This window comes from Pseudonocardia sp. 73-21 (assembly GCF_001899645.1).
Classification (GTDB): domain Bacteria; phylum Actinomycetota; class Actinomycetes; order Mycobacteriales; family Pseudonocardiaceae; genus Pseudonocardia.
Genome location: NZ_MKVV01000054.1, coordinates 11,773 through 26,154, shown reverse-complemented (window position 1 = coordinate 26,154; position 14,382 = coordinate 11,773). Strand labels below are relative to the sequence as shown.

The following is a 14,382-nucleotide window of genomic DNA, read 5'->3' as shown; positions in this document are numbered from 1 at the left end:
GGCCCCAGAAGGGCCGACGTGTCGATGGAACCCGGATGAACTCCCCGGATCGCCCCACGGACGGCACCGCGCCCCCGAACGGGAGGGCTCGGGGGCGCGGAGGGGACGAGATCAGCTCTTGCGCTTGGCGATCTCTTCCTTGAGCTGCGGGGCCACCTTGAACAGGTCACCCACCACACCGAAGTCGGCGATCTCGAAGATCGGCGCCTCGGTGTCCTTGTTCACCGCGATGATCGTCTTCGACGTCTGCATCCCGGCCCGGTGCTGGATGGCACCCGAGATGCCCAGCGCGATGTAGAGCTGCGGGGAGACCGTCTTCCCGGTCTGCCCCACCTGGAACTGGTGCGGGTAGTAGCCCGAGTCCACCGCGGCCCGCGAGGCGCCCACGGCCGCCCCGAGCGAGTCGGCCAGCACCTCCACGACCTGGAAGTCCTCGGCCGAACCCACGCCACGACCACCGGAGACGACCACCGAGGCCTCGGTGAGCTCCGGACGGTCACCGCCCACGATCGGCTCGCGGCTGGTGACGGTGGCCTGACGCCCGGTCGACGCGGGGACATCGACGGTCTCCTCGGCGCCCGCACCCGCGGCCTGCTCGATCTCGATCGAACCCGGGCGCACCGTGATCACCGGGTGCTCGGTGTTGGCCTTCGCCTCGGCGATGAACGCCCCACCGAACACGGAGTGCGTGACCGCTGCGGCATCCCCACCCACCCCGACCCCGACGACGTCGTTGAGCCACGCGGAGTTCGTGCGCACCGCGAGCCGGCCGGCGATCTCCTTGCCGTCGGCGGAGACGCCGATCAGCACCGCGGCCGGGGACTTGCCCTCGATCAGCGACGCGAGCACCGACACCTCGGGCGAGAGGAAGTCGCTCGAGTCGGTCTCGGCCACGTAGATCTTCTCGGCGCCGTGCGCCTTGAGGCCGTCGGCCAGCTTGCCGGCGGTGCCCGCGGCACCGACGACGACCGCGGACGGCTCACCCAGCGCGCGGGCGGCGGTCAGCAGCTCGAACGTGGACTTCTTGATCTCACCCTCGAGGTGGTCGACCAGGACCAGGACCTCAGCCATGTTGTCTCTCCCCTTCTCAGATGAGCTTCTGCGAAACCAGGAACGCGGCGATCTTCGCTCCGCCGTCGCCCTCGTCCTCGACCTTCTCGCCCGCGCTCTTCGGCGGCTTCGGCGAGCTGGAGGTGACGGTGGTCAGCGCGCCGGCCAGGCCCACCTCGGACGCGTCGATGCCGGCATCGGCCAGCGTGATCGTCGACACGGGCTTCTTCTTCGCCGCCATGATCCCCTTGAACGAGGGGTAGCGCGGCTCGTTGATCTTCTCCGACACGGAGATGACCGCCGGCAGCTGCGCCGAGAGGAACGTGACGCCGTCGTCAGTCTCGCGGCGGACCTTCACGTCCGTGCCCTCGATGGTGATCTCGCGGGCGTGGGTGAGCGCCGGGACGCCCAGCAGGTCGGCGACCATGGCCGCCATCGCCCCGCCGCGACCGTCGGACGCCTCGTTGCCGGCGAGCACCAGGTCGAACTCCCCCGCGGTGCCGATCGCCTTGACCAGCGCCTTCGCCGTGGACACCGCGTCGGAACCGGCCAACGCCTCGTCGGAGAGGTGCACGGCCTTGTCCGCGCCCATCGACAGGGCCTTGCGGATGGCGTCCGTGGCACGGTCCGGGCCCATCGTCAGGACCGTCACCTCGGAGCCGTCGTTGGCTTCCTTGAGCTGCAGCGCCGCCTCGACCGCACGCTCGTTGATCTCGTCGAGCACCGCGTCGGTCGCGTCACGGTCCAGCGAACCGTCGGACGACTTCAGTTTGCGCTCGGAGTAGGTGTCGGGCACCTGCTTGACCAGCACGACGATGTTCATCGGACCTCTTCGACCTCCTGCCGGTGCGGGCGCCCGGGGCGCGCGACGCCGCTGCTCTTCTTCGTCTAGTACTCGGGTCGACTCTGCCACCGTCGCCGCACGTAAGCGCGCCGGGGCGGCACCGAACCGATTGTTACCGGTGAGTAAGCAGTCGGCAAACGTCAGCGGGGTGAAACACCTCACCTGCGGCGCCGATAGGGTCCTTCCGTGAGAACCGGCCGGCGAACGCCGCGTGTCGTGGTCGTACTGGCGGCGGTTGCGGTGTCGCTCGTGCCGGCGGCGTGCGGCACCGGTGACTCGGTCTACGACCTCGCCCCTCCGGCCCGCCCCGGCCGGCCCGCGGGCACCGTGCTCGTCGCGTCGGGCGCCGACCTCGCGGCCACCGTCACCCGGGTCCAGGACGCGATCACCAAGGCCGGCGGCACGGTGACGGTCGTGGTCGACCACGCCGCCGACGCGAAGACCGCGGGTGTCGACCTCCCGCCCAGCCGTCTCGTCATCGGCGGATCGGCCACAGCGCAGGACCCGCTGCTCCGCGTCAACCAGGGCGCCGGGGCCAACCTCCCCACCCGTTACCTGGTGCGACAGGCCGCCGGCGGCGCCGTGACCATCACCTACGACAGCAGCGACTACGTCGCCGCCGTCTCCGGGATCGGCAACCCGGGGGTGTCCCGCGTGCTGCAGACCGAGATCGACACGGTCGCCGCCGCGGGCGCGGGCGTCACCGTCCTGCCGATGGCCGCACCCCTCGTCGGCGTCACCCCCACCGGTTACCTCGTGACCACAGCGGGCCGCTCCGCGGTCGCGGCCACCGTCACCCGGATCACGGCGAACGTGGACGGGCCGAGCAAGCTCGTGGCCACGATCGACCTCGCCGCCGGCTCGGCCACCACCGGGCCGGCGCTGCGCGACACCACCGAGCTGCTCGTGAGCACCCCCGCAGCCGAGGCGCCCCTGATCGCCGCGGCCCCGTCGTTCGGATTGGAGATGCCGATGCGCTTCGTGGTGTGGGACGACGACAAGGGAGTGACGCAGATCGCCTACCCGGACGTGAAGGTGCTGGCGGCCCGGCACGGTCTGCCCGTCGCCGACCCGAATGTCGTGCGGCTCGCCGCCGACGCCGACCGCCTGGCCAAGCTCGCTGCCGGATCGGCGGCCCAGTGATGGTGGTCACCGGGTACGACGACCGCAACGGCTGTGGCTACGTGCTGAGAACCGGCGCCGACGCCACGCCCACGCCGGGCGCCCAGACCGTCTCGCACGACGGGGTCACGGTGCTGGCCACCCCCGAGCTCGCCGCCACCCTGCGCGACGCGCTCACCTACCGCGCCGTGGCGCAGCTGAGCTGGACCGGCCCCGAGGTCGCCCTGACCCTCGACGACCGCACGGTGCTCGCGTGGCTGCGGTTCACGGTCGGCGGCGTGCTCACCGTCTCGGGCGCTCCCGGCCCCGACCCGCGGGTGGCGGGGCGCTGAACCCCGTCGTCCAGGATGGGGGCATGACCCTGCCTCTCACCGGCGAACGCACGGTGCCCGGCATCGCCGAGGAGAACTACTGGTTCTCAATCACCCGAACGGTGTACGAACAGGGCTTCTGCCAGGTCGGCCACAAACGCTGTGCGCATAGTTTCGTCGGCAAGAGTGGATCACCGGGCCGCATGACAACGCCTATGTCTGCTGACCCAGGTTGCAGGGCTGCGTGACGGCATCGGGTTGATCATCGATCCGGATGAGATTCCTGGCGACCACGTCGTCGTCCCGGCCGATGGCCTCCTCCACCACTCCGGGAGTCGGGCGTCTCTACCTGGCGTCGATGGGTCTTGGTGCGCGCTGGTTGACATGCACTCATTGGGCAGCAGCCCCTATGAGTCTGGCGGCCTCGCGCTCTGGATCTCGTCAGATGTAGAGCGTTCTCGACGATCCTGGTCCTTCGTGCGGGGCACATGACTTGGGCGGCAACCGTAGCACTGTGATCGACCTCGGCCGTATACCTCGCCGTCAGGTGCTGGCGTCGCGACTACGAACGGCGTCGGCGTCGGCCCTGGGCAGAACGCAGTGCCATGCGGGTGAAGTAGGCGGTGCGCAGGTTCTCCACCCGCTTCGACAGTTCGTCCGGTGGTAGGACGCCATCCGGATCGGCTTCGCGCTCGAACTTCCGCTCCAACGCGGCCCGTGCCGGGGCGGTCGCCGCAGCCCGATCGACGGTCTTCGCCCATCGCGTGTGAGCAGCTATGCGCGCTGCCATCGAACGATCGGTCTGCTCGGCCATGACTCGGAGCCTGCGAACACCGATGGTCGTTCGCGTGGGCGCCAGGTGCTCGCCCGCGTACCTGATCATGGTCGGCGTTGTCATGGCGTCTCCATGTAGAGGCTGGTGCTGCGGGCAGACTCGGGCTCCAGCTCGGCTCGCGTGTGGGCAGGCGCAGCGTTGGCGGACCGTGGATCGATCCGTGGTCCAGCGTGGTCGAGGCCGTCGCTGGACGTGGCCACCGCGTGGTCGAGCCCTGGTCAGGTGTGGCCGGTACCGGCACCCCGCGCTCGGCGGGATCGATGCGGCGTGGTCATCCGCCGCCTGGTTGACATGCTGAAATGCCGGGCCTCCGGCGATTTCCGGGCCGGGCCGGAGCACGTAGCCCGGCTGGTCGACGAGGTGTCCGGGCGACTGGACGGCCGCCGACGCGGCATGGCCGATCTGGTGTCACGGCGGGCCGCGGTTGCCGGAGCGACAGAGCTTTGGAGATCAGCCTCCGCCGTCCTCACGCAGCCGCCGCAGTTGTGCGCGGACGTCATCGAGCTTCCAGCGGTGGTGTCCACCGGGGGTGCTCAGCTCGGGCTGGATCTTGCCTTCGCGGGCCCACTTGACCACCGCGCCGCGCGAGACGCCGAGCTCGCGCGCGAGCTGTCCAGTGGTCAGCAGTTCCATGATCCGCCAACGGTAGTTGCTGACCATGCGCAATGTTACCCGCAGTATCCGTTGCAGACGATCGCGTCGTTGTACGCGTTTAATTCGCTATGCTCGTTCGGTGGGCAGAGACGGGTACGACCGATGGACCGGATTCGTGGCGGAGCTGGCTCGGATGCCGGACGTCATCGAGCGGCTGCTGGCCGATCACACCGACGACGGCGACGGGTTCTGCCGCCGCTGCCGCACCCCTGGGCGGGGAACACCGGGCACACGTCACCCTGCTCCCTCGCGACGCTCGCGGCCGAGGCCCGAAGTCGCCAGGTGGTCGTACCCTGGCCCGCGACCCGGCCGCCAGCCTTGCCAACCACGATCCCGGAGCGGCGGATCGTTCGGCGACAGCCCGGGCGGCGCACTCAGCGCCGCTCCTGAATCTCGCGGCAGGCTGCTTCCAGCACTCTCCCGTGTCACCGCCGGTATGGCTGATGCCCATCGCTTCCGAGCGTCATCAGTCGTCGTTCCCGCCGCTCCGCTGATGCTTGACCAGGACACGCCCGCCTGCCGCGCCAGTCGTACGGCCTCGCGGAGGCGCTCCTCGGTCTCGGCGAGGTCGCGGGCGAGGTCATGGACGGCGAGCAGGGGTACTGCGCGGTTGAGGTGGCGCGCCCATTCGGCGAACGCGGCCGTGCCGGTCTCCCAGCCGTCGACCGCCTCCGGTGCCAGGCCGCTGCTGCTGGGCCACTCGCTGCGCGGGTAGAACTGCGCCCCGCGCCACCCGCAGTCGCAGCCCGACCGCCAGCCGATGACGTCCTCACTGCCGGGTCCGGAGTGGCTGCCGGTCTCGGAGGCCGTCGAGCTGTACCGCGACGGGGTAGCCGGTGTGGTCGTAGGCCGGCGCGTAGCCGGTGTCGTGAATCCATGCCATCTGCCGACCCCTCCGCGGTGATCCCGGTTGGGACGGTCGCGCCACCGGTGGTCGAGCCGTGGTCGTCGCGTGGTCACCGACGACCGCCACCGCGACCACGCCGCCGGACACCCCGCGACCACCGCCGTGTGGATCGTCGACGTCGATCGACGAGCACAGGAGGCACGGTGTGGACGAGGACGAGATGAGCGCGATCATCCGGCGTGGCCTACCCGGCCGGCCGATGGTCGCGGGTGTCGCGGGCGGGGTCGGGACGACGACGGTCGCACGAGCGGTCGGCGGTATCGACCGCGGGGTGTTCACCGGGCGGATCGTGGACGTCCTGGTCTGCCGCGCGACCGGGGACTCGTTGATCCGCGCCGCGCGCGCCGCGCAGCTCGTCGTGGCCGCTGGCGGGGTCCGCCCGGTCCTCGCCGTCTGTGCGGCCGGTGCGTCCGGGCCGAGCCGGCCGACCGCGGCACGGATGCGTCTGTTGGAGCCGCACACCGCCGCTGTGGTGGTGCTGCCCTATGTGCGGCGGTGGCGCGACATGGCCGTCCCGCTCGATGACGTCACCGGGCTGCTCACCCGCCCGCTGACCGAGCTCCCCCGAACGCTGCGCCGCTACGCCGCCGCGGCCGGGCACCTGCATGGCGTCCTCGAGGGCGCGACACCACCCCGACGGGCCGCGGCACCACGCCACGTGTCGGCGGTCCGCATTCACCCATCCACGACGAGGAGCCAGCGATGACCATCCCGATCGCCCAGCCGCCCAACCCGGCCCCCATCGCCCCACCGGGGATGGCGAACATCGTCAACCAGCTGCTGGGCTGGATGAAGTGGGGAGTCGTCGCCGTCGGGGTGGCGGGGATCCTGATGTGCGCGTTCATGCTGATCATCGGGCGCCGGAACCGCTCAGCCACCGCCTACGAGGGCGTGGTCGGGTCGGTGTGGGTGCTGGCCGGGCTCGGACTGGCCTCGGTCGCCGCGCTTCTCGTCGGGGCGTTCCAGCTGTGAACGCCCTGATCGCGCAGGCCCCGGGTATCGGATGCACGTTCGATCTGGGCTGCCAGACCGGACAGGCCCTGCGGTCCGGGTTCGGCGTGCTGGTCGCCGAGATCGCGAAGGGCACCGCCGAGTTCGTCGTCGCCGCGACCGCGTGGTGGACCACGACCAGCAGCGTCAACCCGGCCGACCCCGCCGTCACCTCGGCCCAGCAGATGACCCGGCCACTGATCCTGGCGATCATGGTCGGGTCGGTTCTGGTCCAGTCGATCCGGATCATGATCTCCCGCAAGGGCGAGCCACTGGTCATGGTCGTGACGGGGCTGCTGCGCTACGCGATCGTGTCCGCGCTCGGGCTGGTGGTGCTGCAGGCCGCGCTGTCGGCGGGCGACGCGCTCGCCCAGGACGTGCTGCACGGCGCGGCCGGCAACTTCGCCTCCTTGATGTACACGATGTTGACCGCGACCCCGACCAACCTGTGGGCCACCCTGGTCCTGTCCGGTATCGCCGGGCTGCTGGGGATCATCCAGTGGGTGTTGATGGCGCTGCGCCAGGCCGGGTTGCTGGTGCTGGCCGCGATGCTGCCGCTGGCCGCGTCGGGGTCGCTGAGCCGCTCCACCCGCGGTTGGCTCGACCGGCTGATGGGCTGGTTGATCGCGATCGTCGTCTACAAGCCCGCCGCCGCGTTCGTCTACTACATCGGGTTCAGCTACCTCTCTACCCGCTCATCGAAGCCCGGTGACATCGCCACGCTGCTGACCGGGCTGCTCGTGCTCGGCCTGGCCGTGGTCGCGATGCCGGTGCTGCTGAAGTTCTTCTCCTGGTCGGGCACCGCGCTCGGCGGGTCGGGCGGCGGCGGGTCCGGGCTGCTGGCCGCCACCGGCGCGGTGACCATGGCCCGCGGCAGCCGTGTCGGCAGCGACCGCACCACGGCGATGGACACCACCGGCCCCGGCACCGGCCCACCCGGAGCCGCACCGAACGCCGGTCGCGCCACGACAGCGGCGGCCGCAGCCGCCGGTGGACCCGCGGCCGGCGCGGTCGCCGCCGCAGCGGCCGTGGCCGCCGCCGGGCGGGGCGCGGCAGGCAGGATGGCCGGCGGGCCACCCCCGGGAGGTGGCCCCGGATGAACGCGCCCACCGAACCGGCGCGGCGCGACGGTCCGCGGCTCTACGGGAACTGGCGCCCGGAGCGCGGCTGGGGCATCGGCGCCCTGTCCACCACCGCCACCGTAATCGTGTTCGCCGCGGTGCTCGCGCCGCTGCTCGCGGTCTCGACGGCCCCCGCGGTGGCGCTGCCGCTGTTCGCGGTCGGTGCGGTCGTGATCGCCGCGCTCGTGGTGCGGCTGGGTGGGGTGTCGGCCGCAGACGTCATCGCACGCCGGGTCCGGTTCCACCGCGCCCGCCGCGCCGGTTGGACCCGCCTCTCCGGCGGGGTACTCACCGACCATCCCCGCGCCGAGGACCTGCCCGGCGTGCTGGCCCCGCTGCGCGCGCTCGACGTCGAGGACGGCCGCGGATCCTGCCACGCCCTGCTGTGGAACCGGCGCACCGGCGCCCTGACCGCGGTCCTGCGCTGCTCCCCGATCGGGCTCGAGCTGACCGACGCCGACCAGGCCGACATCTGGGTCGCGGCGTGGGGCGGGTTCCTCGCCGACCTCGGCTACCAACCGCTGGTCCGCCACGTCGCGGTCACCGTGGACACGAACCCCGCGGCCGCCACGACCGTCGCCGATCACGTGCGCGCCCATCTCGACCCCGGCGCGCCCGCGCTGGCCCGCCGGGTCCTGACCGAGCTCGCCGACGCCACCCCGGACCGCAGCGCCACGATCGACGTGCGGCTGGCCGTGTGCCTGGACCCCAACCGGGCCGTGCCGAAACCCGGCGATCTCCTTGCCGCCGCCGTCGAGGTCGGGCGCTGGCTGCCCGGGCTGGAGACCGCGCTCGCCGGATGTGGAGTCGCTGTCCTCGGCCGGGCCGACGTCGGATGGCTGGCCGGGCGGATCCGCGGCGCGTTCGACCCGCACAGTCTTCCCGACTCCCACCGTGGCGGCGCCGCGCTGCCGGGGTGGGCCGACGCCGGACCGGTCGCCGCGGAGGAGGCCTGGGACCGCTACCGCCACGACGGTGCCGTCTCGGTGACGTGGGCGTTGCGCGAGGCACCGCGGCAGGCCGTCACCGCCACCGTCCTCGCGCCCCTGCTCGCGCCTGGCCCGTTCGCCCGCCGGGTCACCTGGCTGTATGAGCCCTACCCCGCCGAGCAGGCCGCCTCGAAAGTCGAAGCGCAGGTCACCGCAGGCCAGGTCCGGCAGGCCTGGTCGGCCCGCACCCGGCGCGACGACACCCAACGCGACCGCGACGACCGCCACCGCGCCCTGCAGTCCGCGCGCGAGGAAGCCGAGGGCGCCGGCGTCGGCCGCGTCACCGCCTACGTCACCACGACCGTCACCGACGAGCACCTCCTCGACGCCGCGGTCGCCGACGTCGAGCAGCGGGCCGGGCAGGCCATGCTTCGGTTGCGGCGATTGCGCGGAGCCCAGGCGGCCGGGTTCGCTGCCGCACTCGGGCTCGGGATCGACCCGGCCGAGTTGCTCGCCCACCGGGGCGGCCGGCGATGACCGCCGACGCACCGGTGCCGCGCCCGTGGGGATGGGCGCTGCCGCACGGCGGGCGGGCCGCGAACGTCGAAGCCGGAACCCGGTACGCGGGCACGACCAGCCAGCTGTGCGGGCTGTTCCCGTTCGCCGTCGCCTCCGGTGCCGACGTGCGCGGCGTGCCGATCGGCCGTCACCTGTACACCGCCGAAACCGTCGGGCTCGACCCCGCGCACTGGCTGCGCACCGGCCTGGTCTCCAACACCGGGGTGTGGGTGCAGGGCCAACCCGGTATCGGGAAGTCCTCGATCACGAAACGCCTGATCCTGGGCCTGGTCGGGTTCGGGCTGCGCGCCGTCGTCCCCGGCGATGTCAAGGGCGAATACACCCCGCTCATCGCCGCCCTCGGTGGCACGGTGTGGCGGATCGGGCGCGGGCGCCACACCCTCAACCCGCTCGATCCCGGCCCCTACCAACCCGCGATCGCCGCCGCCGTCGGCGCCGAACGGACTCGGCTCGCCGAGACGCTACGCGCCCGCCGGCTCGCGCTGCTCGACGCTCTGCTCACCGTCGTCGCCGGCCGCGATACCGACCCCACCGGACGGCGGCTGCTCGGCTCCGCCCTCGACCTGGTCACCCACACCACCGACGCCCCGCTGATCCCCGAGGTCCTGCACGTCCTGACCCGCGGCGGTGACCTGCTGCATCGGATCGCCGCCGCCACCGGGCCCGACGACTACGCCCGCACGACCCGCACGCTGGTCAACACCCTCGGGCTGCTGTGCGACGGCCCACTGCGCGGGCTGTTCGACCAACCCTCCACCGTCCGCCCGGACGCCGACTCGCCCGCGGTGTCGCTGGACATCAGCGCACTGGACGGAGACACCGACGACATAGTCGCCGCCGCGATGCTCTGCTCCTGGGCCTGGGCCGCCGCGCTCACCGACACCACCACCCGCAACGTCGTACAGGTCCAGGACGAGTTGTGGCGGGCACTGCGCGCGGCACCCGGGCTGGTGGAGAAGGCCGACCGCATCACCCGCCTGGGCCGCCACCACGGCGTCGTGTCCCTGCAGATCACCCACAGCCTCGACGACCTCGACGCCCTGGCCACCGACGCCGACCGGGCCAAAGCCCGCGGCCTCGCCTCCCGCACCGCGATCCTCGTCCTCGGAGGCATGCCCGAACGCGAGCTCGACCGGCTCCGCGGCATCGTCTCGCTCACAGACAGCGAACGGGCCCTCGTCGCGTCCTGGGCGGCACCCCCGACCTGGCACACCGGGCACCGCCATCCCGGACGCGGCAAATACCTGATCAAATCCGGGCAGCGGATCGGGCTGCCCGTCGCCCTCACCCTCTCCCCCGCCGAGATCGCGCTGCACGACACCGACACCGCCTTCCACGCGGGCGGTCCGCGATGACCCGCCCGCCCAGCGGGCTGCTGCGCGACGCGGCCGCACCACTGATCCTCCTGGCCGTGATCGCGACGAGCATCGTCGTGAGCAGCGCCGTCTGGGTCGCGGCCGCTGTGGCGTCGATGGCGGGTCATGCGCGCCCGCCGGCGTGGAGCCTCGCCCTGCTGCCCCGGCTGCTCACCGACGGGCCGAGCGCAGTCCTGCCCGTCGACGCACCGGTCGCCCTCTTCTGGACCGCGATAGCCGTCATATCCCTTGTCGCCGCAGCCATCCTGACCGCCGCGGCCGTCATCCACATGCAGCGCGTTCCCCGGGATCCGGTCCGCCGCTCGCTGCTGCGGCGCCACCACCTCGGCGACCTCGCCGGTGACGCCGCCGCACGCAAGGCCCGCCAGCTCCGCCCCGCCCTCGACGCGGACCCCGAGCCAGCCGACCGCGGGATCCGGCTGCTGCGCATCCACGGCCGCGACGTCTGGATGTCGTGGGAGGACGTCGCCCTCGTCATCATGGGCCCACGGTCGAACAAGACCAGCGCCGTCGCCGTCCCCGCCGTCCTGTCCGCCCCAGGCCTGGCCGTCGCCACCTCCAACAAGGCCGACCTCTGGGCGCTGACCTCCGGGTTGCGCGGCGAGACCGGCCCGGTGTGGACGTTCGACCCGCAGCAGATCGCCTTCGCCCCCCAACAGTGGTGGTGGGACCCGCTGCGCGCGATCCGCGACGCCCCCGACGCCGAACGCGTCGAGGCCGCAGCCCGGCTGGCCGGACACTTCATGGCCACCATCGGCGGCACCCGACGCGACCCGTTCTTCCACGCCGCCGGCGAGCAGGTCCTCATCGGCACCCTGCTCGCCGCCGCCCTCGACCAAGCGACGCTCCGCGACGTCGTCACCTGGCTCCAGAACGGCCGCCGCGACGCCATCGCCGCTCTCGACGCGGCAGGCGCCGACGCGGAAGCCGCCGACCTCCACTCCAGCCTCGGCGGCGCCGACGTCACCACCAAGGGCATCTTCCAGACCGCCCGCACCGCCACCAAGGCACTGACCTCCGAGCGGATCCTGCGCTGGGTCACCCCACCGGCCACCTGGCGCGACCCCGGCCCTGAGCTGCCCGAGCTCGACCCCTGGCAGATCCTCACCGCCGCCGGCCACGGCCCGGCCACCCTGCACCTGCTGTCCAAGGAAGGCGCCGCGACCGCCGCACCCGTCGTCGCCGCGATCGTCGACCGGCTCCTCGAGGTCGCCGAACTCGCCGCCCAGGCCCGCGGCGGCCGACTCGACCCACCCGTGGTCGCCGTCCTCGACGAGGCCGCGAACATCTGCCCCATCCGGACCCTGCCGCAGCTGTACTCCCACTACGGCTCCCGCGGCATCCAGGTCCTGACCATGCTGCAGAGCTACCAGCAGGGCGTCGGGGTCTGGGGCAGCCAGGGCATGGACGCCCTGTGGTCCGCGTCCACGATCAAGCTCGTCGGCGCCGGCGTCGACGAGCACGCTTTCCTGCAACGCCTGTCCGGGCTCATCGGCGATCACGACGTCGAACAGACCTCGATCAGCCACGCCCGCGGGCAGGGCCCCACCCGGCAGTACTCCACGACCAGGCGGGCGATCCTGCCCGCCGACCGGCTCCGCGCTCTGCCCAAGACCCACGCCGTGCTGCTCGCGACCGGCCGACCGGCCGGGCTCGGCGAGCTGCAGCCCTGGTACCGCGAACCCGACGCCGCCCCCATCCACGCCTACGCCGCCACTGCGCTCGCCGAGCTCCGCGACGCCGCCGCGTCGCACCCCACCCACAGAATCAGCCGAGGAGACCAACCGTGACCGACGACATCACCCGCACCCTCGCCGAGCTCGCCGCGCGCGTCACCGCCCTCGAATCCTGGCGCGCCCACCAGACCGACCTTCTCGACGACCTCCTCAACGGCCACCCCGGCCTCGACATCGACCCCGACGACGACGTCGCCGCCCCCGTCGACCCGCCACCACTGGACGGGGAAGCGCTGATCGAGTGGGTGCACGACACCGTCGCGGCCGTCACCGCCCGCCCCCTACGCGGCGAGTACGCCTGGTGCCCGCGCTGGTGGGAACACCCCGAAGCGGTGTTCCGCTTCGAAGCGCTGCACCGCGCCTGGACCGAACTCGCCCCCGAACCCGGCGTTGCGATGTCGCTGTGGATCCGCGACCACCTCGACCCCTGCCTCCGCGAGCTCCTGCACCCCTCCGGGCCCTTCACCGACTGCGCCCACCACGAACGCCAACCCGCCCACACCGTGCACCGGCCGCTTCCCACCCTGCCGACCCAGGGACCATGAGCACCGGCCGGACGGTCACCGGACTCACCGCGGCCGCCGCCGCGGTCATGCTCGCGCCGCTCCTGCTCATCGGCGCCCTCACCGCCACGGTCATCCCCGCGCTCAGCACCGCGACTGCGCGGATCGACACCAGCACCCTCCCGCCCCTGGCCACGCAACTGCTGCCCGAGCTGACAAAGTTGATCGACCGCGACTGTCCCGAGCTACCCCTCCCGTGGGCGGTCGCCATCGCCGACGTCGAGTCCGGCTGGTACCCCGCCGCCTACAACCCGACCGGCCGCGCAGCCGGCCTCTTCCAACTCACCGAACCCACCTGGAACGGAGCTGGCGGCGCGCCCTGGCCGGCGACACCGCCGCCCACCGGTGCCGAGGTCTTCCAACCGGATCGGCACCTCCAGATCGCGATCCCCTGGATCTGTAGCAACCTCCGCCTCGTCACCGCCCATATCGCGGCCACAGGTAAACCGACCGACCCTCTCGACGCCCTACTCGTCTGCCACGTCGCCGGCTGCGGCCGCGTACTCGACTCCCGCAGCGGAATCCCCGCTGCCGGGGAAGCCGGCTGCGGCACGGCCTGCGCGGCCACGGTCCAGCGCTACATCGCCGACGTCCACGCGATCACCGAGCGCATCAGTCGCCCGACCGCGCCCGTCACGATCACCGACCTTCCCGATCCAGCGCCGTTCAGCGCGTCGGGGAGGGGCTGCACACAACCCGATCCCAACGGACGGGGCTGCGTCACCCCGACCATGCGTCACGCCTACGACGAGATCGTCGCCGCGTTCGGAGCTCCCGGCCCAGGCCGGGCGATCCGCGCCGCCGGATGCTGGGATCCACATGCCTGGAACCCCACAAGTGATCATCCCAAGGGCAATGCCTGCGACCTGTTCCCCACCCGCGCCGGTACGTTCCCCACCGGATCCGACCTGGCGGACGGCTGGCGCATCGCCACCTGGCTCCGCGCCCACGCCGCCGCCCTGCACGTGAAATACCTGATCTGGCAGGGCCGATTCTGGTCACTGACGACACGTGATGTGGCCGGCAGCTGGGGTGAACCCTACGACGGCGGCGGTATCTACAACGTACGAGACGCTACCGGCGGCCACTTCGATCATGTCCACGTATCCGTGGACGCGCAACATGCATAATTGCAATGAATGCGAGTTTCGCGTATCGGGTCGGTCGTGTGCTACCGAACTGCACTCGGCGGACGAGACCATCCGTCACCCACAGCTCGTCCGTATCGGTCATGATCGGCTCTCATAACATCTTTGGGCGAGTCGAGTTGGCGGAACGTGCCAAGCCAGTCGCGCTCGCGCCGCTGTCGACCTGACCGTGCGGGCCGGGCACCGAGGTTGTCCCGGGTCTCGTGGAAGTTGAGGT

15 protein-coding genes are annotated in these 14,382 nt (G+C 72.2%); 11 read left to right on the top strand and 4 right to left on the bottom strand.

All coding sequences use genetic code 11. The features are described from left to right. Positions 1-111 precede the first annotated feature (111 nt). Both BGP03_RS17480 and BGP03_RS17475 read right to left on the bottom strand, forming a co-directional pair. Entirely contained in the window at positions 112-1,071 is a 960-nt protein-coding gene (locus BGP03_RS17480; protein WP_298800248.1) for an electron transfer flavoprotein subunit alpha/FixB family protein, read from the bottom strand. Positions 1,072-1,087: 16 nt separating this feature from the next. Then, positions 1,088-1,873, bottom strand: a complete 786-nt coding sequence (locus BGP03_RS17475; protein ID WP_296376333.1) for an electron transfer flavoprotein subunit beta/FixA family protein — start codon at positions 1,871-1,873, stop codon at positions 1,088-1,090. A 207-nt stretch (positions 1,874-2,080) separates the two neighbouring features. Here BGP03_RS17475 and BGP03_RS17470 point away from each other — a divergent pair, with 207 nt between their 5' ends. The 3 genes from BGP03_RS17470 to BGP03_RS17460 are packed head-to-tail and all read left to right on the top strand — an operon-like array spanning position 2,081 to position 3,575. After that, positions 2,081-3,037, top strand: a complete 957-nt coding sequence (locus BGP03_RS17470) for a DUF302 domain-containing protein (protein ID WP_298800249.1) — start codon at positions 2,081-2,083, stop codon at positions 3,035-3,037. Continuing rightward, the gene (locus BGP03_RS17465) at positions 3,037-3,348 is read left to right on the top strand and encodes a hypothetical protein (protein WP_296376329.1); all 312 of its coding nucleotides are present in this window, start codon (positions 3,037-3,039) and stop codon (positions 3,346-3,348) included. Before BGP03_RS17470 ends, BGP03_RS17465 begins: the two co-directional genes overlap by 1 nt. A 23-nt stretch (positions 3,349-3,371) precedes the next feature. Then, positions 3,372-3,575, top strand: coding sequence for a hypothetical protein (locus BGP03_RS17460; RefSeq protein ID WP_298800250.1), 204 nt, complete (start codon positions 3,372-3,374; stop codon positions 3,573-3,575). A gap of 314 nt (positions 3,576-3,889) precedes the next feature. Here the strand turns inward: BGP03_RS17460 and BGP03_RS17455 are convergent, their stop codons facing one another. Beyond that, positions 3,890-4,141 (bottom strand): hypothetical protein, encoded by a 252-nt coding sequence (locus BGP03_RS17455; protein ID WP_298800251.1) that lies wholly within the window; start codon positions 4,139-4,141, stop codon positions 3,890-3,892. A gap of 471 nt (positions 4,142-4,612) precedes the next feature. Further along, entirely contained in the window at positions 4,613-4,795 is a 183-nt protein-coding gene (locus BGP03_RS17450) for a helix-turn-helix domain-containing protein (RefSeq protein WP_299736758.1), read from the bottom strand. A 1,073-nt stretch (positions 4,796-5,868) separates the two neighbouring features. Here BGP03_RS17450 and BGP03_RS17445 point away from each other — a divergent pair. From BGP03_RS17445 to BGP03_RS17410, 8 genes are read left to right on the top strand one after another with little or no spacing between them, the layout of a single operon-like run. Further along, on the top strand, positions 5,869-6,429 hold the full coding sequence (locus BGP03_RS17445; RefSeq protein WP_298800253.1) for a hypothetical protein: 561 nt from the start codon (positions 5,869-5,871) through the stop codon (positions 6,427-6,429). Then, positions 6,426-6,695: a hypothetical protein gene (locus BGP03_RS17440; RefSeq protein WP_298800254.1), complete on the top strand. Its 270-nt coding sequence runs from the start codon at positions 6,426-6,428 to the stop codon at positions 6,693-6,695. Before BGP03_RS17445 ends, BGP03_RS17440 begins: the two co-directional genes overlap by 4 nt. Continuing rightward, positions 6,692-7,813, top strand: coding sequence for a hypothetical protein (locus tag BGP03_RS17435; protein ID WP_298800255.1), 1,122 nt, complete (start codon positions 6,692-6,694; stop codon positions 7,811-7,813). The genes BGP03_RS17440 and BGP03_RS17435 overlap by 4 nt, the downstream gene beginning before the upstream one ends. Then, the gene (locus BGP03_RS17430; RefSeq protein ID WP_298800256.1) at positions 7,810-9,300 is read left to right on the top strand and encodes an SCO6880 family protein; all 1,491 of its coding nucleotides are present in this window, start codon (positions 7,810-7,812) and stop codon (positions 9,298-9,300) included. Before BGP03_RS17435 ends, BGP03_RS17430 begins: the two co-directional genes overlap by 4 nt. Continuing rightward, positions 9,297-10,697, top strand: coding sequence for a hypothetical protein (locus tag BGP03_RS17425; RefSeq protein WP_298800257.1), 1,401 nt, complete (start codon positions 9,297-9,299; stop codon positions 10,695-10,697). Before BGP03_RS17430 ends, BGP03_RS17425 begins: the two co-directional genes overlap by 4 nt. Next, the gene (locus BGP03_RS17420; protein ID WP_298800258.1) at positions 10,694-12,508 is read left to right on the top strand and encodes a type IV secretory system conjugative DNA transfer family protein; all 1,815 of its coding nucleotides are present in this window, start codon (positions 10,694-10,696) and stop codon (positions 12,506-12,508) included. The genes BGP03_RS17425 and BGP03_RS17420 overlap by 4 nt, the downstream gene beginning before the upstream one ends. Next, entirely contained in the window at positions 12,505-12,999 is a 495-nt protein-coding gene (locus tag BGP03_RS17415; protein WP_298800259.1) for a DUF4913 domain-containing protein, read from the top strand. The genes BGP03_RS17420 and BGP03_RS17415 overlap by 4 nt, the downstream gene beginning before the upstream one ends. Continuing rightward, positions 12,996-14,147 (top strand): transglycosylase SLT domain-containing protein, encoded by a 1,152-nt coding sequence (locus BGP03_RS17410; protein WP_299736754.1) that lies wholly within the window; start codon positions 12,996-12,998, stop codon positions 14,145-14,147. Before BGP03_RS17415 ends, BGP03_RS17410 begins: the two co-directional genes overlap by 4 nt. The last annotated feature ends 235 nt before the right edge of the window (positions 14,148-14,382 follow it).

Coding starts and splice junctions, on each gene's coding strand:
- BGP03_RS17480 (WP_298800248.1), bottom strand. CDS start 1,071: ATGGCTGAGGTCCTGGTCCTGGTCGACCACCTCGAGGGTGAGATCAAG.
- BGP03_RS17475 (WP_296376333.1), bottom strand. CDS start 1,873: ATGAACATCGTCGTGCTGGTCAAGCAGGTGCCCGACACCTACTCCGAG.
- BGP03_RS17465 (WP_296376329.1), top strand. CDS start 3,037: ATGGTGGTCACCGGGTACGACGACCGCAACGGCTGTGGCTACGTGCTG.
- BGP03_RS17460 (WP_298800250.1), top strand. CDS start 3,372: ATGACCCTGCCTCTCACCGGCGAACGCACGGTGCCCGGCATCGCCGAG.
- BGP03_RS17455 (WP_298800251.1), bottom strand. CDS start 4,141: ATGGCCGAGCAGACCGATCGTTCGATGGCAGCGCGCATAGCTGCTCAC.
- BGP03_RS17450 (WP_299736758.1), bottom strand. CDS start 4,795: ATGGAACTGCTGACCACTGGACAGCTCGCGCGCGAGCTCGGCGTCTCG.
- BGP03_RS17440 (WP_298800254.1), top strand. CDS start 6,426: ATGACCATCCCGATCGCCCAGCCGCCCAACCCGGCCCCCATCGCCCCA.
- BGP03_RS17430 (WP_298800256.1), top strand. CDS start 7,810: ATGAACGCGCCCACCGAACCGGCGCGGCGCGACGGTCCGCGGCTCTAC.
- BGP03_RS17425 (WP_298800257.1), top strand. CDS start 9,297: ATGACCGCCGACGCACCGGTGCCGCGCCCGTGGGGATGGGCGCTGCCG.
- BGP03_RS17420 (WP_298800258.1), top strand. CDS start 10,694: ATGACCCGCCCGCCCAGCGGGCTGCTGCGCGACGCGGCCGCACCACTG.
- BGP03_RS17410 (WP_299736754.1), top strand. CDS start 12,996: ATGAGCACCGGCCGGACGGTCACCGGACTCACCGCGGCCGCCGCCGCG.